Annotated in this window: 21 protein-coding genes and 1 riboswitch; of the genes, 9 read left to right on the top strand and 12 right to left on the bottom strand. The window is 67.3% G+C overall.

Features of this window, described 5'->3' with window-relative positions; all coding sequences use genetic code 11:
- Nucleotides 1-20 precede the first annotated feature (20 nt).
- The 11 genes from GO988_RS22220 to GO988_RS22170 form a co-directional block, all read right to left on the bottom strand.
- Complete coding sequence (locus GO988_RS22220; protein WP_157569758.1) at nt 21-905, bottom strand: AraC family transcriptional regulator; 885 nt, start codon at nt 903-905, stop codon at nt 21-23.
- Nucleotides 906-946: 41 nt separating this feature from the next.
- Nucleotides 947-2,149: a hypothetical protein gene (locus tag GO988_RS22215; protein ID WP_198173000.1), complete on the bottom strand. Its 1,203-nt coding sequence runs from the start codon at nt 2,147-2,149 to the stop codon at nt 947-949.
- A gap of 253 nt (nt 2,150-2,402) precedes the next feature.
- Nucleotides 2,403-2,963 carry a substrate-binding domain-containing protein gene (locus tag GO988_RS22210; RefSeq protein ID WP_198172999.1) on the bottom strand — a complete coding sequence of 187 codons (561 nt, stop codon included), beginning with the start codon at nt 2,961-2,963 and terminating at the stop codon, nt 2,403-2,405.
- Nucleotides 2,964-3,201: 238 nt separating this feature from the next.
- Complete coding sequence (locus GO988_RS22205; protein WP_144853199.1) at nt 3,202-4,164, bottom strand: molybdate ABC transporter substrate-binding protein; 963 nt, start codon at nt 4,162-4,164, stop codon at nt 3,202-3,204.
- Nucleotides 4,165-4,191: 27 nt separating this feature from the next.
- The gene (locus tag GO988_RS22200; protein WP_144853201.1) at nt 4,192-4,671 is read right to left on the bottom strand and encodes a DsrE family protein; all 480 of its coding nucleotides are present in this window, start codon (nt 4,669-4,671) and stop codon (nt 4,192-4,194) included.
- A 38-nt stretch (nt 4,672-4,709) separates the two neighbouring features.
- The gene (locus GO988_RS22195) at nt 4,710-5,801 is read right to left on the bottom strand and encodes a c-type cytochrome (RefSeq protein WP_157569755.1); all 1,092 of its coding nucleotides are present in this window, start codon (nt 5,799-5,801) and stop codon (nt 4,710-4,712) included.
- A gap of 94 nt (nt 5,802-5,895) precedes the next feature.
- Entirely contained in the window at nt 5,896-6,993 is a 1,098-nt protein-coding gene (locus tag GO988_RS22190; RefSeq protein WP_232341662.1) for a YeiH family protein, read from the bottom strand.
- Nucleotides 6,994-7,078: 85 nt separating this feature from the next.
- A complete protein-coding gene (locus tag GO988_RS22185; RefSeq protein WP_157569754.1) occupies nt 7,079-7,732 on the bottom strand; it encodes a LysR substrate-binding domain-containing protein in 654 nt (217 codons plus the stop codon).
- Nucleotides 7,733-8,011: 279 nt separating this feature from the next.
- Nucleotides 8,012-8,398, bottom strand: coding sequence for a hypothetical protein (locus GO988_RS22180; protein ID WP_157569753.1), 387 nt, complete (start codon nt 8,396-8,398; stop codon nt 8,012-8,014).
- A gap of 278 nt (nt 8,399-8,676) precedes the next feature.
- Complete coding sequence (locus GO988_RS22175) at nt 8,677-9,057, bottom strand: hypothetical protein (RefSeq protein ID WP_157569752.1); 381 nt, start codon at nt 9,055-9,057, stop codon at nt 8,677-8,679.
- Between the two features lie 96 nt (nt 9,058-9,153).
- Entirely contained in the window at nt 9,154-10,083 is a 930-nt protein-coding gene (locus tag GO988_RS22170) for a LysR substrate-binding domain-containing protein (protein ID WP_144853214.1), read from the bottom strand.
- 86 nt (nt 10,084-10,169) lie between these two features.
- Here GO988_RS22170 and GO988_RS22165 point away from each other — a divergent pair, with 86 nt between their 5' ends.
- Nucleotides 10,170-11,222 (top strand): sodium:calcium antiporter, encoded by a 1,053-nt coding sequence (locus tag GO988_RS22165; protein WP_144853216.1) that lies wholly within the window; start codon nt 10,170-10,172, stop codon nt 11,220-11,222.
- A gap of 25 nt (nt 11,223-11,247) precedes the next feature.
- A complete protein-coding gene (gene gpmA, locus GO988_RS22160; RefSeq protein ID WP_144853218.1) occupies nt 11,248-11,940 on the top strand; it encodes a 2,3-diphosphoglycerate-dependent phosphoglycerate mutase in 693 nt (230 codons plus the stop codon).
- A gap of 2 nt (nt 11,941-11,942) precedes the next feature.
- Here gpmA and GO988_RS22155 read toward each other — a convergent pair whose 3' ends face one another.
- A complete protein-coding gene (locus GO988_RS22155) occupies nt 11,943-12,944 on the bottom strand; it encodes a hypothetical protein (RefSeq protein ID WP_144853220.1) in 1,002 nt (333 codons plus the stop codon).
- Between the two features lie 112 nt (nt 12,945-13,056).
- Nucleotides 13,057-13,130, top strand: a riboswitch (Fluoride riboswitch).
- Between the two features lie 48 nt (nt 13,131-13,178).
- Between GO988_RS22155 and GO988_RS22150 the strand changes: the two genes are divergently transcribed.
- The 7 genes from GO988_RS22150 to GO988_RS22120 all read left to right on the top strand — a co-directional run bounded on the left by GO988_RS22150 (nt 13,179) and on the right by GO988_RS22120 (nt 18,162).
- Nucleotides 13,179-14,492 (top strand): voltage-gated chloride channel family protein, encoded by a 1,314-nt coding sequence (locus tag GO988_RS22150; RefSeq protein ID WP_233636204.1) that lies wholly within the window; start codon nt 13,179-13,181, stop codon nt 14,490-14,492.
- A 44-nt stretch (nt 14,493-14,536) separates the two neighbouring features.
- Nucleotides 14,537-15,136 (top strand): phosphatase PAP2 family protein, encoded by a 600-nt coding sequence (locus GO988_RS22145; protein WP_157569751.1) that lies wholly within the window; start codon nt 14,537-14,539, stop codon nt 15,134-15,136.
- Complete coding sequence (locus GO988_RS22140; protein WP_157569750.1) at nt 15,136-15,597, top strand: hypothetical protein; 462 nt, start codon at nt 15,136-15,138, stop codon at nt 15,595-15,597. Before GO988_RS22145 ends, GO988_RS22140 begins: the two co-directional genes overlap by 1 nt.
- 53 nt (nt 15,598-15,650) lie before the next feature.
- Complete coding sequence (gene eno / locus GO988_RS22135) at nt 15,651-16,949, top strand: phosphopyruvate hydratase (protein ID WP_157569749.1); 1,299 nt, start codon at nt 15,651-15,653, stop codon at nt 16,947-16,949.
- Between the two features lie 70 nt (nt 16,950-17,019).
- On the top strand, nt 17,020-17,397 hold the full coding sequence (crcB, locus tag GO988_RS22130) for a fluoride efflux transporter CrcB (RefSeq protein WP_144853228.1): 378 nt from the start codon (nt 17,020-17,022) through the stop codon (nt 17,395-17,397).
- 26 nt (nt 17,398-17,423) lie between these two features.
- Nucleotides 17,424-17,759, top strand: coding sequence for a DUF190 domain-containing protein (locus tag GO988_RS22125; protein WP_157569748.1), 336 nt, complete (start codon nt 17,424-17,426; stop codon nt 17,757-17,759).
- A 10-nt stretch (nt 17,760-17,769) separates the two neighbouring features.
- A complete protein-coding gene (locus tag GO988_RS22120) occupies nt 17,770-18,162 on the top strand; it encodes a DUF190 domain-containing protein (protein ID WP_144853233.1) in 393 nt (130 codons plus the stop codon).
- Nucleotides 18,163-18,254: the final 92 nt, after the last annotated feature.

The raw sequence follows: 18,254 nt of genomic DNA, 5'->3' as shown, positions 1-18,254 counted from the left end.
GCAACTGGCCCAAGGCAAACTTACCCGCCCGGTCTACCGGGCAACTGGTCGTTTTCCAGGTTTTTCTGGTACAAAGCCGGGTTTTGGCGGTAGGCCCGGGGCGAGCAGCCCGCGTGCTGGCGGAAGAAGCGCCCGAAGTGCGAGGCCTCCTCGAAGCCTAGGGCGTAGCCTACCTCAGCCACCGACAGGCCCGTGGTGCCCAGCAGGTGCCGGGCCTCGGCCAGCACCCGCGCCCCAATGAGTTGGCGGGCGGGGCGGCCCAGGTGCTGGCGGCAGCAGGCGCAGAGGTGGTCGGGGCTCAGGTGCAGGCGGGCGGCGTAGTCGCGCACCGCGTGCAGGGTGCGAAAGTGCGCTTCCAGCAGCTGCGCAAACTGCCGGGCCACCGCCGCCCCCCTACCCCCCTGCGGGGCCGGCGCGGCCGGAAAAGCCAGCGCCAGCAGCAGGTGCAGGTAGGCGCGGGCCTGGGCGGGGTCGGCGGCCGGCTCGGCCAGGGTGCGGGCCAGGCCGCGCAGCAGGGCCGGCACTTCGGCCCGCTCGGCCGGGGGCAATACCTGCGCCCACGGCCCCGGCCCGACCGGCAGCCCCGGCGCGGGAAAGCTGGCCAGGTAGTAGTCGGCCAGAAAGCACACCACCTCGCCCCGGCAGCCCGCCGCCAGCGCCCAGCCCAGCACCGGCCCCGGCGGCAGCAGCACCAGCTGCCCCGGTTGCAGCGCCAGCGCCTGCCCCGGCAGGTGCAGCACGCCCGCGCCCCGCGCCACGTGCAGCAGCAGCCAGAAGCGGTGGGCGTGGGCCACGCCCGGCGCCCGAGCTGCCAGCGCTTCGAGGCGCTGCATCCGCAGCGGCTCGTCGGGCCGCCCAGTGGGGCACACCCGCCAGTCGAGCAAGGGAAGGGTCGTGGGGTTCATGGGGAGGGGAGTTGGTGGAATAGCGCGCCAGGGCCTACCCCCTAGGGGGCGGGCGTCAGCAGCTGGCCGTTGGCCACGGGGCTGATTTGCAGTACCTGGGTGGCGCTGCCGGTCTTGCCCGCGTTGTCCACCACGGCGGCTTTTACCGTGACGCTGGTTTTGCCGGCTGGCAGCTGCAGGGTGCCGCCCACCGTCCAGCCGAAGGTGGTGCGCACGAAGCCGCTGGGGTCCACCTCGCTGCCGGCCGTGTTAAATACCGGGGCCAGATTGCCGCCGGCCGCGATGACGTTGCCGTTGGGTTGCAGCAGTGGCACGTCGAAGGTCACCACCAGGCCCGGCGCGTAGCGGTTCGGCCCCTTCGACGACTGGGTGCCGTCCACGATGGTGCCGCGGTCGGCATCGGCCTTGCCCAGGGCGTTCTCGTTCACCCCGATGCCGTTCTTCGACTTGTCGAGGGCCGACACCTGCACGAAGAACAGCGCCCCCTGGCTGGGCGGCGTGGGCAGCACGCCCGCCGTCTGGATGCCGGGGCTGATGCTGCTGCCCGCGCGCGGGGCCAGCAGCGTCACGGTGGGGCCAGCCGGGTCGTCGGCACCGGGCGTGAGGGCGGTGGTGAGGGGGGCCGGCGTGAGGGCCTGGCCGCTGGCCACCCCACCGGGGCCGGTGCCCACGCTTACTTTTTGGGTGGTCGTGGTGACGCGCCCCGCGCGGTCCTTGATGGCGGCCGTGAGGTTGAAGCTGGTGGTGCCGGCGGGCAGCGACTCCAGCACGTGCCAGCTCACCCAGGTCGTGACGCCGGGGCCGGGCGTGTCGTCGGTGCCGGCGATGTTAAAGAGCGAGGCCAGGTTGGTGCCCTTGGCGATGACCACGCCCGCCGGGTTGGTCAGGTCCACGTCGAGGCTCACCGTCAAGCCGGGCAGGTTCACGTTGGGGCTGCCCACGGCGGCGGCGTTGCGGATGTTGAGGCCTTCCTTGGTGGGGATGGTCACCGTGTCCTGAGTCACGATTTCCAGGTTCACTAGGAAACCCGCCCCATCGAAGCTGCCCGCGCCGGTGCGGCCCACGCCGGGGGCTACCACGGCACTTGCCACGGGCGACACGATGTGCAACAGCGGCGAGGTATCGGCGGCCTGGGTATCGTCTTTTTTGCACCCAGCCAGCAGGGTAGCGCCGCCCAGCAGGGCCGTGGCCAGCCTCAGGGCCAGCCGGCGCGGGGCGCGGGTAGAGGTGGAGAGAATAGTCATGTTAGGAAAGGAGTGAATGGGTGAGTGGGAAGAAAGAAATATGCTGTTGAGGGGTAGTGTCGCCTTGCGCGTGCGCCTCACCCCCTAGCCCCCTCTCCGAAAAGGAGAGGGGGGACTAGCTTTAGTTTTTAGCTTTAAAATTTTGTAAAACAGATTCTTATAACTAGAAGTAGAGCTAAAACTAGAACTAGTTCCCCCTCTCCTTTTCGGAGAGGGGGCTAGGGGGTGAGGCGCACAGACCAGGTCCTCACCCCTATTCCCACCCATTGCGCCGAAAAATGGCGTGGCCCTCGGCCGACTTCAGAAAGGCCACGAACTGCCGGGCCGTGGCCGCCTGGGTGGTGCGCTGGGTGAGAGCGATGGGCGTGCCCCGGCTCACGCGCTGGGCGCGGGGCAGGCGCACCAGGGCCGAGCCGGGCAGGCGCGGCTGCCACGAGGCGTAGGTTATCCAGGCATCGTAGCCCTGGGGCTGCTGCTGCCAGAGGGCCACGGCCTCGGCGCTGGTCTTGACGGAGGTGCGGGTGTTGTGCTGGAGATTGGCGATGAGGGCCGGGGTGCGGGCCATGTCCTCGGTCATGCCCATCTGGCCGGCCCCGTTCACGTCGAGCAGGCGCACGCCCTCCTTGGTCAGGTCTTCGAGGCGCTTGATGTGCAGGGGGTTGCCCGTGCGCACCAGCACCGCCGACTCGCGGGCGTAGAGGCTGGTGCGGCTGGCCTCGTCCACCAGGCCGGGGTGGGCCAGCGCGGTCTGGGTGAGCATGTACTCGGCCCCGCCGTACACCAGGTCGGCATCCTGCCGGCCTGGGGTAGCCACTGCGGCTCGGGGCCGGCGGTTACTTCCACCGCGATGCCGGTTTGCTTGGTGAAAGCGGCGGCGCACTCCTTCATGGCCGTGGCCGGGCCGCCGGGGCCGTACACGCGCAGCGGGGGAGCCGAAAGCGGCGGGGCCGACTGGGCCAGGGCCGGCGCGGCTAATAACGTAGTGAGCATAAGGCAGCGGGCTACCCGGCCGAGCCGGGAGCGAAACAGGGTTTGCATGACGAAAAAAGCGGTTAGTTGGCCGGGGGCAGGAAGCCGTACTTGCGGTACACGGCCTGCCCGGCGGGGCTGGTGAGGAAGGCCACGAAGTCCTCGGCGGCCTGAGCGTGGGGCGCGGCTTTCATCACCCCGGCCACGTAGTTGGCCGTGATGTTTTCCTTAGCCGGAATCTCGATGTTCTCCACCGGGTGGCCCAGCATTTTCTGGTAAAACGCCTCCGTGTACCACACCGGGGCGGCATCCGACTGGTCATAGAGCACGCGCATGGGCGACTGCCGGTGGTGAATCTGGGTCAGGAACGTGCTGCCGGCTTTTACCTTGGTGGTCATCACGGCCGTTTTCAGCGCCGCACCGCCGGCCTTCTCGTACGATTCCTCGATGCGCTTGCCGATGCCTTCCCACTCGGGGTTGGGCATGCTTACCCGCACCTCGGGGCGGCCCAGGTCGCGCAGGCTCTGTACTTTTTTGGGGTTGCCCTGGCGCACCAGGATGGCCAGCCGGTTTTGAGCGTAGCTGCTGGTGCGGGCAAACCACTCGGGGGTCATGTCCATCCGGCTTTTACCGGCCGCGTACACGTCGGGCTTCAGGGCGATGCGCAGGTTGCCCACCACCAGCGCCCCGCCCTGCGCAATCTGCTTGGCCAGGATGCCGGGGGGCAGGGTTTCGACGAAAATGCGCTGGTACTGGGGGTAGGCCTTACGAAATTCGCGCAGCAAGTCATCGAGCACCATAAACTGGTTGCCGCCGAAAAACACCACCAGCTGCGGGTCCACCACGTCGCCGTAGAGGTCGGGCACGTTGTCGATGCCGGGCACCGTGAAGGCTTCGCCGGTCTGAAACGGCGCGTTCCAGGGCGGGTCGAAGCGGTGGGCGGCATCGGGCGGGGCGGGCTTTTGAATGGGCATGGCTTGGGCGAACGCGGCGGCCGGGGCCAGCGCGAGCGCGGCCAGGGCGAGCAGGTGAAGGAGGCGTTTCATGGGCGTGGCTAGGGGCGAATGAGCGCTTTAGGGGTGCACCAGCGACCAGCCCTGGGCCTGCCGGATTATCAACTCCCCGTTGCCGCTGGGCACGTAGGCAATGAGCGACAGCAGCTCGTCCTTGCTTATCTTCTTCTCCTTGAGCGTATTCAGGCATTGCGCCAGGATAACGCCCTGCTGCTTGAGGGCCGTGAGCTGCGCCTCGTAGGGCTGGTCCTTGCGGTAGAGCGTGGTGCCGTTGCCAAAGGCAATCAGCTCGATGGTCACCTTGCCCTTCAAGCGGGTGTCGGCCAGCGCGTTGCTGATGTTGCGCAGCGTCTGCTGAATCAGCTTGGGGTCGTCGCTGTCGAGCTGGTAGATGGCGTTATAGTGCGCCAGGTCGGCGGTGGCCCCGGCGAAGGTGCCTTTCTGAAAGGCTTCGGCGTCGTGCATGGCAGCGGGAGTTTGGGCGTGGCTGGAAAAGGCGAGGCCGGCGGCGAGCGCGGCGGTCAGCAGCAGGGTTTTCATGGGCAGGAATTTGTGCTAAAATGTTTGCTACGACGCGGTTACTCCGCACCCTTTTTGCCCTGGCTCATAGCCGCGTAGGGCCCGAACTGGTGCTGGTGCTGGGTAAACTGGTCGGCGTAAGGGGGGTAGGGGCAGTCGACGGGCTTCTTACTTAGGTCAGGGTAGTCCTTTTCGAGGTGGGCCATGCGGGGCCGGGGCATCGAGTTGATGTAGGCCGCGATGTCGTAGGCATCGGCATCGGAGAGAATGGTGTGCTCGGCGGTGGCCCCGAAGGGCATGTTGGCCTTGATAAAGCGGGCCGCCGTTTGCAGGCGGTGCATGCCGGCCCCGTCGTTGTAGCTGTCGGGGCCCCACAAGGGCGGGTACTGGTACTGCGCGTCGGAGCTGGCGCGCTGGCCCTGACCGCCCGCCCCGTGGCAGCTGGCGCACTGCTGGGCATACAGTACTTTGCCCTGGCCCAGGTCGGCCGCCCGGTTCGGAAACGTGACTTTTACGAAGCTCTGGCCCTTCACTTTTTCCCCTACCGGCACCTGGCGGCCCAGCCACTTCATGTAGGTCACCAGGGCCTTCATCTCCTTGCCGTCGAGGGGCAGCGGGCGGCCGTTGAGGCTGCGGGTCATGCAGCCGTTGATGCGGTCTTCGAGGGTGCTAATGGCATTCTCGCGGCCTTTGTAGGTGGGGTAAATACCCCAGATGCCCACATAGGGGGCCGAAAAGGCCTTCTGGCCAGCTTGCAGGTGGCAGTTCTGGCAGGCCAGGTTGCTGCCCGCCAGGCGCAGCAGCGGGTCTTTCACTTGAGGCCCCAGGTACTGCGGGGTGTGGGCAATCAACTCGTGACCGTAGCGAATCAGCTCGCCCTCGGGGTTGTGTTTTACGCTGTCGAGCAGGAACCGGGCCGGGGCGAAGAAATTGGCGGACTGCTTCGGGGCCGAGCCAGCCCCCGCAGTTGGTGCGGCCGCCGTAGCGGCCAGCGGCGCGGCAGGCCGGGGCGGAAACACCAGCAGGTAGGCCGTCACGGCCACTACCAGCACCAGCAGGCCGGTGAGCCAGGTCAGCAGGCCGGCCACTTTCACAAACACCTGCTTGTCTTCGGGTTGCAGACGGGGAGTAGGGTCAGGAGGCGTGGCCATGGCGGAGAGGATTGCTAAAAGAGCCTGTTTATCAGCGGGCTGGCACCCGTATTGGCCGAGCCGGCAGCATTTGCCACCGGCCCGGCGCACCAGCCTAGACGGCGTGCAGAATGACGTAGAGCGAGGCGGTCGAAATCACTACCCACAGCAGCACGCCCAGCACGTAGGGCTTGATGCCTACCGACTTTACGACCTTAGCCGACAGCCCCGCGCCGATGAAGAACAGCGTGACCGTGAGGCCGATTTTGGCCAGGTTCACCATCACCGGCCCCAGGGGCTTGGCGGCGGGCACGAAGGTGTTGACCAGCATGGCCAGGATGAAGCCGAAGATGAAGTAGGGAATCTTGATTTTAACACCCTTCTGCTTGAAAATCATGGCCGTACCGATGGCCACCGGGATAATCCAGAGCGCCCGCGCCAGCTTCACGGTGGTGGCTACTTCGAGCGCCTGGTTGCCGTAGGCCGCCGCCGCGCCTACTACCGAACTGGTGTCGTGGATGGCGATGGCACACCACAATCCGAACTGGTTCTGGCTCATGTGCAGGGCGTGGCCGATGGGCGGGAAGGCGAACAACGCGATAGCGTTCAGCACGAACACCGTGCCCAGACCCACCGACATCTCCTCGTCTTTGGCCCGCAGCACCGGCCCGATGGCCGCGATGGCCGAGCCGCCGCAGATAGCCGTGCCGCACGAAATCAGGTGCACCACGTGCTTGCCCAGACCCAGCCACTTGCCCACGAAGTAGCCCAAAAACAGCGTGCCGAAGATGGAGACGACCGTGAACAGAATGCCTTCCTTGCCGGCCTGCACGGCGGCGTGGGCGTTCATGCCGAAGCCTAGGCCAATAACCGAGAATTGCAGCAGCTTATGCGTAAAGGCTTTGGTGTGCGTGGTGAAGGGGTTACCCACCGTTTGGGCCAGCACCAGCCCGAGGGCCAGGGCGATGGGCGGCGAGGCCCAGGGCGTGAGGCAAAACACCAGAAACAGCCCGAACACCACCTGCCGCAAGGTGAAATCCTGGCCGAAGGCCACGCGGGGCGTGTGCAGGTGGCGGAAGATGCCGGTGGTATTTACCCCTTCATCAAGGGTAGCGGCGGCGTGGTCCTGCTCGGCCGGCGAGGCGAAGAGCATCGGCTCGGCGCTGTGCTCGGGCTGCGGCGTGGGGGGCGCGGGAGTGGTGAGGTGGCTCATGGGGAAGTGCTTGTTATCTGGAGCAAATTTACGGCGCTTACCCCTTGCTAGTTTATCTCAAAATGTTATGTTGAATAACTACTGGTTATAACAGGAAGCCATAGCGCTCCCGGCACAGGGTAAGCAGCCGCGCAGCGGCCGGGGGCAGCGGCTGGTCGGGGCGGCGCACGCTCACCAGCGGGCGCGTCAGGCGCAGCCCCAGCACCCATACTTCTTCCAGTGCGCCGGCCAGCAGCTCGCGGGCCACCGCCCGGCGCGGCAGCAGCCCGATGGTACCCGGCGCGGCCAGCAGGCGCTCCTTGATGGCCGCCAGCTGCGGCAGGTAGCGCACCTGCGGCAGCGCGGCCAGCTCCACGCCGTGCGCCTGCCGCAAGTGCTGCTCGATGCAGGCCAGCGTACCCGACCCCGGCTCGCGCAGCGCCAGCGGCCCGGCCAGCACCTGGGCCAGCGGCAACGGGCGCGGCGGGGGGCCGCCCGGGGTAGCCTGGCGCACGGCCACCAGCTCGTCGTGCAGCAGGTGCTCGTAGCGCAGGCGGGGGCAGCGCTCCAGGCCTTCCACGAAGCCCAAATCCAGCTCGCCCCGGCGCAGGCAGTCGGCCACCTGGCCGGTGGGCAGGTGACGCAGCTGCACCTGTAGGCCGGGCAGCTGCCGTTGCAGGCTGGCCAGCAAAACGGGCAGCACGTAGCCGCTCAGCGTGGCGCTGGCTCCCAGGCGCAGCACTAAGGAATCGGATGACATCGGGGCGGGTGGTAAAAAGTAGCCGGGCGGCCTGTTCCGCCCGGCCAATCAACTGCCAGCCAGCCCGCTAGTACCAGGCGGCCGGCGCTGATTGTGCGTCAAAATTACCTGACTACCCCGCACCTTGTGTATTCCAAATACTTATTCAGCATAACCAAAAATTATGGATAGGCGCCTGCCAGCCGCTTGCCCCCGGCCCCTAAATGCCGCCTGCCCGGCTGCCAGCTGGCCAAACCAGCGGCAACCGGGCAGGGGCCTGGGGCACGCGGCCAGCCGGACTTACAGGCTGGTTTGCTCGTTTTTCAGGTCATACACGTCGCCACCGGCGTAGCGGGGGTCGTCGAGGGCGTAGGCGGCGCGCTCCACGTCGTCGTCGGCCCCGTGGGCGGCGATGATAGCGGCAGTGTCCTGGTTTTGCTCCACGTGGCCAACCTGCTGGGCGGGGTCGGCCTGGGCATCGCTCATGCAGTAGTGCTCCGTATTGGCGGCGTGCTTGCCGCGAAACGCGCTGAACTCGTCGGGGTTATCGTTGGAGCCGTCGTAGCTGGTTTCGCGGTAGGTGCGGGGCGCGTGGGGGTCGGCGGGGTGGCCGAAGTCGCCGTAATGGGGCGTGCCGGCGTGGGCTTCGTCGGCGGGGGTAGCGGGGTTTTCGGGGTGCTGGCTCATGCGTGAAAAGAGAAAAAGAGGTGATTGGAAGAAGTGAGTAGCCACGTTGTAGCCGCGCCGCCGAATCGCCCAGCGGGCACTGACAGGGGCTGACGAACTCAAAAGTAGCGGACGAACTACGTGGTCAGGTTATTCAAAATAGTTATTGCGAATAACCATTTTGAGCAGCCTCTTGACAGCTCAGCGCCCAGAAACCAGTCGTCACCCGCCTCCGGTTCTGCGCGTAGGCAGACGGGAAACGGGGGACGGCTAGTGTCTAGGCGTAGCATAGGCTTGTCCTAAAAGCCCGTCTGCTCGTCCTGTAAGTCGAATTTGTCGCCGCCCGCATAGCGCGGGTCGTCCTCGGCAAAGGCGGCGCGCTCCACATCTTCGTCCTTGCCCTGGGCGGCTAGCACGGCGTCGGTAGCCCGGTTCTGGTCGGCGTGGCCGCGCTGCTGGGCAGGGTCGTAGGGGCCGGTTTCGCAGCCGCCGTGGGTGCCTTCGGGGTCCATGTAGCCGCCCACGTATTGGCGGTTAGGGTGGTGCTCCGGGGTAGCGGGCACGGTGGCCGGGTCGCCAAAGGTACCGTAGTGCGGGGTGCCGGCGTGGGCACTGTCGGCGGCAGGCTGGGCGGTTTCCGGCGTGGGCTGTTCGGCGTCGGGGGCAGGGTGGTTTTGCATGGTGAAAGGGGAAATAGCGGGCTTTGCCGCTGATAAGTAGCTGCTACGTAACCCTTCCACCTACGCCGGTTGTTCGCCCGGCGTTCAGTTGATTAGTTATCGCTTATTCCCTTTGGTTATGGAAACGCTACCCTGGGCCTGCGCAAAGAGCCAGAACCGCTGGGCCGGGCGGGGCAGCGGCTGGCCCTGCACCCATACCGCCTCAAACTGCCGGGGCAGCGCCAGCCCGGCAATGGGCACCACTTCGAGCAGGCCCGCCGCTAGCTCGCGCGTCAGCGCCTGCCGCGACACGAAGCCCAGGGCCGCCGGGGCGGCTTCGAGGTAGCTTTTGATGGCCTCCGTACTGTCTAGGTAAATAGCTACTGTCAGGTCGGAGAGCTTGATTTTGCGCTCGCGCAGGGCCATTTCCAGCACTTCCAGCGTGCCCGAGCCGCGCTCGCGCAGCACCAGCGGGCTCGCCAGGGCTTCGGCCAGGGGCAGGGCTTTGGCGGGCGGCCCGGCGGGCGTGGCCCGGCGCACGGCCACCAGCTCGTCGGGCAGCAGCAGCTCGTAGTGCAGGTCGCGGCTTTTGGTGCGGCCCTCCACGAAGCCCAAATCCAGCTCGCCGCGCAGTAGCGCGTCGGCAATGCGCTCGGAATTAGCATTAAGTAAGGTAAGCTGCACCTGCGGGTAGCGGGCCTGAAAGGCCGGTAGCCAGCCCGGCAGCACGTACTGGCTCAGGGTGGTGCTGGCCCCCAGGCGCAGGCGGCCGGCGGCTTCTTCGGGGTCGCGCAAGCCGGCCAGCTGCTCGTCGAGCTGTTGGGCCGAGGCGGCCACGGCCTCGGCGTGGGCGTGCAGCAGGCGGCCGGCCTCGGTGAGGCTTACGCGGTTGCCGCGCCGCTCCAGCAGGCGCTGGCCGTACTGGGCCTCCAGCTCCCGAATGTGCTTGGTGACGGCTGGCTGACTCACGAACAGCTCCTGGCCGGCCTTGGTAAAGCTCAGGTGCCGCGCCACGGCGGCGAATACGCGCAAGCGAAAATCGGACATGGGCGCGAAGGTCGGGGCCGTAGCGCGGATTTTCCGGCAAAAAGGGCGGGCGGGCCGTATGGGCCTCCTACTTTACCTGCTCCCGCATGTTCGCACACTTATCTATTCCCCTGTTGCTGCTGGCCTTTGCGGCGGCCGGGGCGGCCGTCTGGGTGGCCGGCATTTACCTGGCCAATGCCACCTCGGTGCTGGCCAAGCGCTTCGGGCTGGGCCAGGCGCTGGGCGGCCTGCTGCTGCTAGCCGTGGTCACCAACCTGCCCGAGCTGGCCATCACGGTCAGCGCCGCCCTGAGCCAGCACCTGGAGCTGGCCATCGGCAACATCCTGGGCGGCATTGCGATGCAGACGCTGGTGCTGGTGGTGCTCGACGTATTTGGCCTGGGCAAAAAAGCGGCCCTCACTTACCGGGCCGCCTCGCTGGCGCTGGCGCTGGAAGGCGTGCTGGTGCTGGCCGTGCTGGCGGCCGTGCTGGTGGGCAGCCAACTGCCGGCCGCCGTTATCGTGGCCCGCGCGACCCCGGCGGGCCTGCTCATCCTAGGGCTCTGGGTGGTGGGCCTGTGGCTGATTGGGAAAGCGCAAAAAGGCTTGCCCTGGCAGGCGCACGACGCGGCCCCAACTGGCAGCCCGCCGCCTAAGCCCCCGGCCCCGGCCCAACCACAGCCCCCGGCCAGCACCGGGCGCACGGGGCTCGTATTCCTGGCTTCGGCCGTGGTGACACTGGTGGCCGGCGTGGTGCTGGAGCGCAGCGGCGACGCCTTGGCCACCCACTGGGGTTTGAGCGGCCTGCTGTTTGGGGCCACGGTGCTGGCGGCGGCTACCTCGCTGCCCGAGGTATCGACTGGCCTGGCCTCGATGAAAGCGGGCGCGTATGAGCTGGCCGTCAGCGATATTTTTGGGGGCAACGCCTTTTTGCCGGTGCTGTTTGTGGTGGCCAGCGCGCTCTCGGGCCAGGCCGCGCTGCCCCACGCCGGCAAGGCTGACCTCTACCTCACAGGCCTGGGCATGCTGCTCACCTGCGTGTACGTCTATGGGCTGGTTTTCCGGCCGCAGCGGCAGGTGGCCCGCATGGGCCTCGACTCGCTGGCAGTGCTCGCGCTATATGCGCTGGGTATGCTGGGGCTGCTGGCTATCAGTCACTAACAACCCTACTACTTTTCCCTACCCCATGCCCGACATCGTTTTGCTTCGCCACGGCGAGAGCACCACCAATTTGGCCAACGTCTTCACCGGCTGGACCGACGTGGACCTCACGCCCCAGGGCGTGGCCGAGGCCCACCGCGCCGGCCAGCTGCTGCACAAGCACGGTTTCCGCTTCGACGTGGGCTACACTTCCTACCTCAAGCGCACCATCAAAACGATGGACATCGTGCTGGAAGAGCTGGACCTGCTCTGGATTCCGGTGCAGAAGACCTGGCGGCTCAATGAGCGCTTCTACGGGGCGCTGCAGGGCCAGAACAAGGCCGCCGCCGAAGCCCAGTACGGGGCCGGGCAGGTACTGCTGTGGCGGCGCGACCCCTACGCGCACCCGCCTGCCATCACGCCCGCCGACCCGCGCTACCCCGGCCACGACCCGCGCTACCAGCACCTCACCGACCGCGAGCTGCCCCTGACCGAGAACCTGAGCGAAACGCTGGCCCGCGTCCTGCCCTTCTGGACCGAGACGGTAATGCCCGCCCTGCGCCAGCGGCAAAAAGTTATCGTCTGCGCCCACGGTAACAGCCTGCGGGCCCTAGTGCAGTACATCGACAAGCTCACCGACGAGCAGGTGACCCAGCTCGACATCGTAACCGGCGTGCCGATGGTGTACCAGCTCAATGACAACCTGGAGCGGGTAAACCATTATTTGCTAACGGAATAGGGCTACGGCAGCGCCGCCACCTGCGCGGCCAGCTGGGTTAGCTCCTGCTTTAGCAGCGCCACGCTGGATTCGAGCTGGTCGTAGAAGTTGGCCCGCATTTGCAGCTCGCTGGCCGCGTAGGTGCCGCCGCGGCCGAAGAGCAGGTGCAGCAGGCGCTGCCGGTCAGCGGAACTTCTAGCCCCTAGCTCGCCGGTGGTTTGCCAGCGGTGCAGCAGGGCTTCGCGCCGCGAAAGCGCGCCCGTCGCGCCAGCGGGGGCCGTGAGGTAGGCCCACACCGGCGCGGCCAGGGTGCGCGGCTGCGTAGTCACCGGCCCTAGGTCCACTAAGCCAATGTTGGCCAGCGCGTTGCGGCGGTGCGCGTAGGAAATGCGCGCATCGGGGGCGTAGAGACTGAGCAACCCCAGCGCCGCCCCGGCCAGGCCAAACGCGATGCCAACCGGGCGGTAAATTGATTTGCGCACTTCCAGCAGCGCCAGCCCGCCGGTGACGACCGTGCCCAGGGCCCCGAGCACGATGGCCAGCAGCGTGTAGCGCCGGATGCGGCGAGCGGCCTGGTCGAGCAGGTAATCGGCCACCTGGTCGGCGCGCTCCTCCTCGCAGTCCAGCTCGGCGGTGGTGCTGCCCACCAGCAGGGCCAGGGCCGCCAGCTGCTCGCCCACGCGCTGCCGGGCGCTCAGGCGGGCCAGCGAGCCAAGTGGGGCCGCCACCAGCTGATGCAGGGCCGGCGCCAGGCCGTAGCGGTTGGCAGCGGCCAGCGTGGGGGCCGTGAAGTGGCGGCGCAGCAGGGTATCGGCCGCTAGCTGCGGGGCCGTCAGCACCGGGCCGGGGAGCGCGTAAGGCAGCTCGGCGGGGGCACACGCCACGGCAGCCGCCGGCGCGTCCAGCGCCCGCGAAGCGCCTACCTGCGCTACCACGCAGCCGCTCAGCCAGGCCAGCAGGGCAAAGCCGGCCCCGGCCGCCGCACGCCACCGCCGGGCCGCAGACAAGAAAGGGAAACTGGTCATGGCAGCAGGCAAAGAAGCCTCCTTAACGGCCGGGCCCGCCACAGGTTTTTAGCAATAATAGCCGGCAGGCTGCCCAATTATCACAACCCGCCCGTCGTCGCCTCGTATAAGGGCGCAGTACGGTGATGGATTTCCACCGCGAACCGCCGGCGCCTGGTGCGCTGCGCTGATGATTCCTACGAGACGGCTGGCCCTGGTGGCTACGCCGAGTAGTTCATCTTAGCGTTCGCTCCCGTGGCTTATCACCCCCTTTACTCCCGCTTAGTACCCGCCCGTTTACGGGCCCTCTCGCCTACCCCCACGGCTTGGTTTGTGGGGCGCTGGCTGCTGCTCTCCAGCTTGGTCGGCGCGCTGGCCGGCACTGCCTCGGCCGGCTTCTTAGTGAGTTTGGAATGGGTGACGCGCTGGCGCGAAACCCACCCCTGGGCCCTGGCGCTGCTGCCGGTGGGCGGCCTGCTGGTGGGGCTGGCCTACCACCGCTTTGGCAACCGGGTGGTGAAGGGCAACAACTTGATTTTGGACGAAATCCACGCCCCGAGCGAAGTAATTCCGCTGCGGCTGGTGCCGCTGGTGCTGGGCGGCACGCTGCTCACGCACCTGTTTGGCGGCTCGGCGGGCCGCGAGGGCACGGCCGTGCAGATGGGCGGGGCGCTGGCCGACCAGCTTTCGCGCTGGCTGCCCCGGCGCGAGCGGCAGCTGCTACTCATCGCGGGCATGAGCGCGGGCTTCGCCTCCGTGTTTGGCACGCCGCTAGCCGGGGCCGTGTTCGGGCTGGAGGTGTTTCTGCTCGGCTCGATGCGCTACGAGGCCATTTTGCCCAGCTTTTTGGCCGCTATGGTGGCCGATGCCGTCACGCGGGCCTGGGGCGTGGGCCACACCGCCTACCCCGCGCTAGCGGCCCTGCCGCTCACGGCCCCAGGGCTGGGCTGCACCCTGCTGGTGGGGGCCTTGTTTGGCCTCACGGCCCGCAGCTTCGCTACCCTCACCCACTGGATAAGTAAGCAGTTTGCCCGCATCGCCTACGCGCCGCTGCGGCCGGTGGTGGGCGGCGTGCTGGTAGCGGGCATCATGTGGGCGCTGGGCACCATGCGCTACGCTGGCCTGGGCGTGCCGGTCATCGTGGAGGCATTTCAGCACCCGCTGCCGCCCCAGGATTTTGCCTGGAAGCTGGCCCTGACGGCCCTCACGCTGGGGGCGGGCTTCAAGGGCGGGGAGGTCACGCCGCTGTTTTTCATCGGGGCGGCGCTGGGCTCGGCGCTGGCCGTAGTGCTGCCGCTGCCGGTGGCGCTGCTGGCGGCGATGGGTTTCGTGGGCGTGTTTGCGGGTGCGGCCAATACGCCACTGGCCTGCCTGTTCATGGGCCTGGAGCTATTTGGTACCCACGCGGGCATCTACCTGGGGCTGAGCTGCGTGGTGGCCTACCTGTTTTCGGGCCACAGCGGCATCTACTCCTCTCAGCAGGTGGGCCAGCCTAAGCACCCGCTGTTGGGCCGCCACCGGGGCCGCCGCCTGGGGGCGCTGCACCAGCCGGCCGACCGGCGGCCCTAGGGCAGGCCGCGGCCTTTTTCTTCACCACCCTCCTTTTCCTCGCCATGCTCGACCAGCTGCAAACCCTAGACACGCGCCTGCTACTGCTGGTTAATGGCCACCACGCGCCCTTTTGGGACGGCCTGCTGTGGTGGGCGAGCCAGACGTTTACCTGGGTGCCGTTCTACGCCGCGCTGCTGGCCGTGCTGGTGGGCAGCTTCGGCCGGCGGGCCTGGGTGCTGGTGCCGCTGATTGCGGTGCTAATTCTGGCCAGCGACCAGCTGGCATCCGGGCTGCTCAAGCCCTGGGCGCACCGGCTGCGGCCCAGCCACGAGCCCGGTCTGGTGGGGCAGCTGCACCTGCTGCACGGCTACCGGGGCGGCCCCTACGGCTTCGTGTCGTCGCACGCCGGCAATGTGTTTGCGCTGGCGTTTTACTTGTTTTTCACGGCCCGGCACCGGCTGCCGGGGCTAGCCTGGGTGCTATTCCCCTGGGCGGCGCTGGTGGCCTACAGCCGGGTGTACCTGGGTGTGCACTACCCTTCCGACGTGCTGGTGCCCGCGCTGCTGAGCCTGCCCCTGGCCTACGGCGTGAGTTGGCTCTATACCTGGATTATCGCGCGCTATGTGCCACTTTCCCCCGCTTCTTCCCCACCAGTTGTCTGATGCCTAGTCCTTTGCCCACCCCGCCGGCCGGGTTCCCGCTCTCGGCCACGCACCAGCGGGTGCTCAGCTCGCTGATGCTCCTGCTCGAAGACCGCCTGGCCAGCCTGCGGGCGGTGCTGGGGCCGCCCGCGCCCGGCATTGCCCAGCGCTGGGCTGCCGACTTGCCCGCGGCCGACCGCGCCGCCCTGGCCGCCACGGCCGAGGCGTTTCACGCCGAGCTGGCCGCCTTGCACGCCGCCTACCGCCTCGACACGCAGACCCGCTCGCCCCGCCACGAGGTAGCCTTCCGCGCCGCCCAGCTCTGGGAAATCCTGGGCGACGCGCCGGCCGCCAAGTTCAGCAGCTATGGGGCCCTACCCCCGGCCCTGGCTCCCGACTGGGATGCCCGTGTGCTGCGCCTCACCGAGTTAGCCAACCAGCTGCTGGCGCAAGCCAACGCCCCCGATTCACCCCCCGCCTAGCCCTGACCAAGTTGGTCCGGCCATTTTATCCTACTTCATTTTTTCAATCCCCTATGAAAATCACCTCCCTAACCGCCCTCGAAGTGCTCGACTCGCGCGGTAACCCCACCGTCGAAGCCGACATTACCCTTGAAGGCGGGGCCACCGGCCGCGCCCTGGTGCCCGCCGGGGCCAGCACCGGCGAGAAAGAAGCCGTGGAGCTGCGCGACCGCGACCCCCAGCGCTACGGCGGCCTGGGCGTGCAAAAGGCCGTGGCCAACGTGCAGGGTGAAATCAGCCAGGCTATTCTCAACCAAGACCTTACCGACCAGGCCGACCTCGACCACCGCCTCATCGCCCTCGACGGTACCCCCAACAAGAGCCGCCTCGGGGCCAACGCCATCCTGGCCGTGTCGATGGCCTACGCCCGCGCCCTGGCCGCCGCTAACGGAAAACCGCTCTACCGGCAGCTGGCCGACCAGGCCAGCTACGTGCTGCCTGTGCCCTGCCTGAACGTGCTCAACGGCGGCCGCCACGCCGATAACAACGTGGATTTTCAGGAATTCATGATTGCCTCGCACAACGCGCCCACCTTTGCCGAGTCGATTCGCATGAGCGTGGAGACGTTTCACGCCCTCAAGGCCCTGCTTAAGCAGAAGGGCTACTACACGGGGGTAGGCGACGAGGGCGGCTTCGCGCCCAACCTGAAGTCGAACGAGGAGGCCGTGGAGCTGCTGCTCGAAGCCATCACGAAGGCTGGCTACCGGCCGGGCACCGACATCTCGCTCTGCCTCGACCCCGCGTCGAGCGAGCTGTGGGAGAAGGGCAAGGATGGCCAGCCGGGCCAGTACCGCTTGTTCAAATCGACCCAACAAACCTTCACTTCCGCGCAGTTCAACGACCTGTGGGTGAGCTGGGTAAGCCAGTACCCCATCATCCTGCTCGAAGACGGCATGGGCGAGGACGACTGGGCCGGCTGGCAGCTGCACACCCAGGCCCTAGGGAGTAAAATCGAGCTGGTGGGCGACGATATTTTCTGCACTAACCCCGCCATCCTGCAAGCCGGTATTGACCAGCACATCGCCAACTCGGTGCTCATCAAGCTCAACCAAATCGGCACCGTCACCGAAACGCTCGCCACCGTGCGCCTGGCGCAGGCCAACGGCTACAACCAGTTCGTCTCGCACCGCTCGGGCGAAACCGAGGACACCTTCGTGGCCGACCTGACGGTAGCCACCGGCGCGGGCCACCTCAAAACCGGCAGCGGCTCGCGCTCCGAGCGCATCGCCAAGTTCAACCAGCTGCTGCGCATCGAGCGCGAGCTGGGCGGCGCGGGGCGCTTTGCGGGCATCAAGGCCTTTAAGAATCAATAAATGACGGCGGTCGCCTCGGTGGGCTACTGGCGCCAGTAGTCCGCCGGGGCTGACTTCTCACGTGCACCTTATGTCTCGATTGCTAGCCATCATCGCCGTGGGCGGGGCCCTGGGCAGCGTGGGCCGCTATTTGTTGCAGCTGCTGGTGGCGCGGCACTTCGTGCACCCTTTTCCGCTGGGCACGCTGTTGGTCAACGTGCTGGGCTGCCTGCTCATCGGCTTCTTCTACGCGGCGGCCGAGCGGGGCACCATCGGCTCGCCCGAGCTGCGACTGTTGCTCACCACGGGCTTTTGCGGGGGCTTCACCACGTTTTCGACCTTCTCCTACGAAACCATCGCCCTGCTCACCGACGGCGAATACGCCTACGGGGCGCTCTACGTGGCCGGCAGCGTGCTGCTGGGGCTGGGGGCCACGTTTGCGGGCGTGGTGGCGGTGCGCTTTTTATAAACTTCTCTTCTTAACCCTTTTATCGCATGGCTACTTTGCAACCGGCGCAGCTGCTACGCCTCTACGTGAGCGAGCAGGACAAGCACCAGCACCAGCCGCTCTACGAGGCGCTGGTATACGCGGCGCGGCAGGCGGGCCTGGCCGGGGCCACCGTCACCAAGGGCGTGCTGGGCTTCGGGGCGCAGGGCCAGGTGGAATCGGCCAAGCTGCTGACCCTGGCCGAAAACCTGCCCCTGGTGCTGGACTTCGTGGACAGCCCGGCTGCCATCGCCCGCTTCCTGCCCGAAGTCGAGCGCCTGTTTAGCGAGGCCGGCAGCGGCGGGCTACTCACGCTGACCGAAGTACAAGCCGCGCATTATTAAGTATTGACTAATGGCCCCTACCCCACCCCCGTTGCCCGCCGTGCGCGAGCTGGGCGAATTGCGCATCTACCTCACCCAGGCCGACAAGCACGCCGCGCCGGGCCTGCGCGGCCGCCTCTTTCCCGACCCGCTAGCCCACGCGCTGGTCGACAAGGCGCACGCCTTCGGCATCTTACAAGCTACTACCCACACCAGCGGCTACGGCTACGCGCTGGGCGGGGCCGTGCGCGCCCGCCACCTCGAAGTAGAAGCGGGCCAGCTGGCCCTGTGCGTGGAACTGCTCGACGAGCGCACGCGCCTACTCGCTTTCTGCCAGCAGCAGCAAGAACTGCTGCGGGGCAAAGTCGTGGTGTTTCGGCCGGTGGAGCAGTGGGAAGTCGCCCGCAGCTTGCCGGAACAATAGCGGGACAATTCGCGCCAAAAAAAATCTTAGCAGGCGACCAATCTGCTGGCCGTGCCGGTGCCGGTGGCTGATGCGCAGGTGGCCCGAGCTGT

It is taken from the genome of Hymenobacter ginkgonis (assembly GCF_009755225.1).
Taxonomy (GTDB): domain Bacteria; phylum Bacteroidota; class Bacteroidia; order Cytophagales; family Hymenobacteraceae; genus Hymenobacter; species Hymenobacter ginkgonis.
Note: the sequence above shows the minus strand (reverse complement) of the source record. Positions and strands in the feature narration are given on the sequence as shown.

Bases quoted from the DNA above. Each gene is read 5' to 3' on its own strand.
- GO988_RS22215 (WP_198173000.1), bottom strand. From the start codon at position 2,149: ATGACTATTCTCTCCACCTCTACCCGCGCCCCGCGCCGGCTGGCCCTG.
- GO988_RS22170 (WP_144853214.1), bottom strand. From the start codon at position 10,083: ATGTCCGATTTTCGCTTGCGCGTATTCGCCGCCGTGGCGCGGCACCTG.
- GO988_RS22185 (WP_157569754.1), bottom strand. From the start codon at position 7,732: ATGTCATCCGATTCCTTAGTGCTGCGCCTGGGAGCCAGCGCCACGCTG.
- GO988_RS22155 (WP_144853220.1), bottom strand. From the start codon at position 12,944: ATGACCAGTTTCCCTTTCTTGTCTGCGGCCCGGCGGTGGCGTGCGGCG.
- GO988_RS22205 (WP_144853199.1), bottom strand. From the start codon at position 4,164: ATGAAACGCCTCCTTCACCTGCTCGCCCTGGCCGCGCTCGCGCTGGCC.
- gpmA (WP_144853218.1), top strand. From the start codon at position 11,248: ATGCCCGACATCGTTTTGCTTCGCCACGGCGAGAGCACCACCAATTTG.
- GO988_RS22140 (WP_157569750.1), top strand. From the start codon at position 15,136: ATGCCTAGTCCTTTGCCCACCCCGCCGGCCGGGTTCCCGCTCTCGGCC.
- GO988_RS22220 (WP_157569758.1), bottom strand. From the start codon at position 905: ATGAACCCCACGACCCTTCCCTTGCTCGACTGGCGGGTGTGCCCCACT.
- GO988_RS22175 (WP_157569752.1), bottom strand. From the start codon at position 9,057: ATGCAAAACCACCCTGCCCCCGACGCCGAACAGCCCACGCCGGAAACC.
- GO988_RS22180 (WP_157569753.1), bottom strand. From the start codon at position 8,398: ATGAGCCAGCACCCCGAAAACCCCGCTACCCCCGCCGACGAAGCCCAC.
- GO988_RS22200 (WP_144853201.1), bottom strand. From the start codon at position 4,671: ATGAAAACCCTGCTGCTGACCGCCGCGCTCGCCGCCGGCCTCGCCTTT.
- GO988_RS22165 (WP_144853216.1), top strand. From the start codon at position 10,170: ATGTTCGCACACTTATCTATTCCCCTGTTGCTGCTGGCCTTTGCGGCG.
- GO988_RS22145 (WP_157569751.1), top strand. From the start codon at position 14,537: ATGCTCGACCAGCTGCAAACCCTAGACACGCGCCTGCTACTGCTGGTT.
- crcB (WP_144853228.1), top strand. From the start codon at position 17,020: ATGTCTCGATTGCTAGCCATCATCGCCGTGGGCGGGGCCCTGGGCAGC.
- eno (WP_157569749.1), top strand. From the start codon at position 15,651: ATGAAAATCACCTCCCTAACCGCCCTCGAAGTGCTCGACTCGCGCGGT.
- GO988_RS22195 (WP_157569755.1), bottom strand. From the start codon at position 5,801: ATGGCCACGCCTCCTGACCCTACTCCCCGTCTGCAACCCGAAGACAAG.
- GO988_RS22190 (WP_232341662.1), bottom strand. From the start codon at position 6,993: ATGAGCCACCTCACCACTCCCGCGCCCCCCACGCCGCAGCCCGAGCAC.
- GO988_RS22120 (WP_144853233.1), top strand. From the start codon at position 17,770: ATGGCCCCTACCCCACCCCCGTTGCCCGCCGTGCGCGAGCTGGGCGAA.
- GO988_RS22125 (WP_157569748.1), top strand. From the start codon at position 17,424: ATGGCTACTTTGCAACCGGCGCAGCTGCTACGCCTCTACGTGAGCGAG.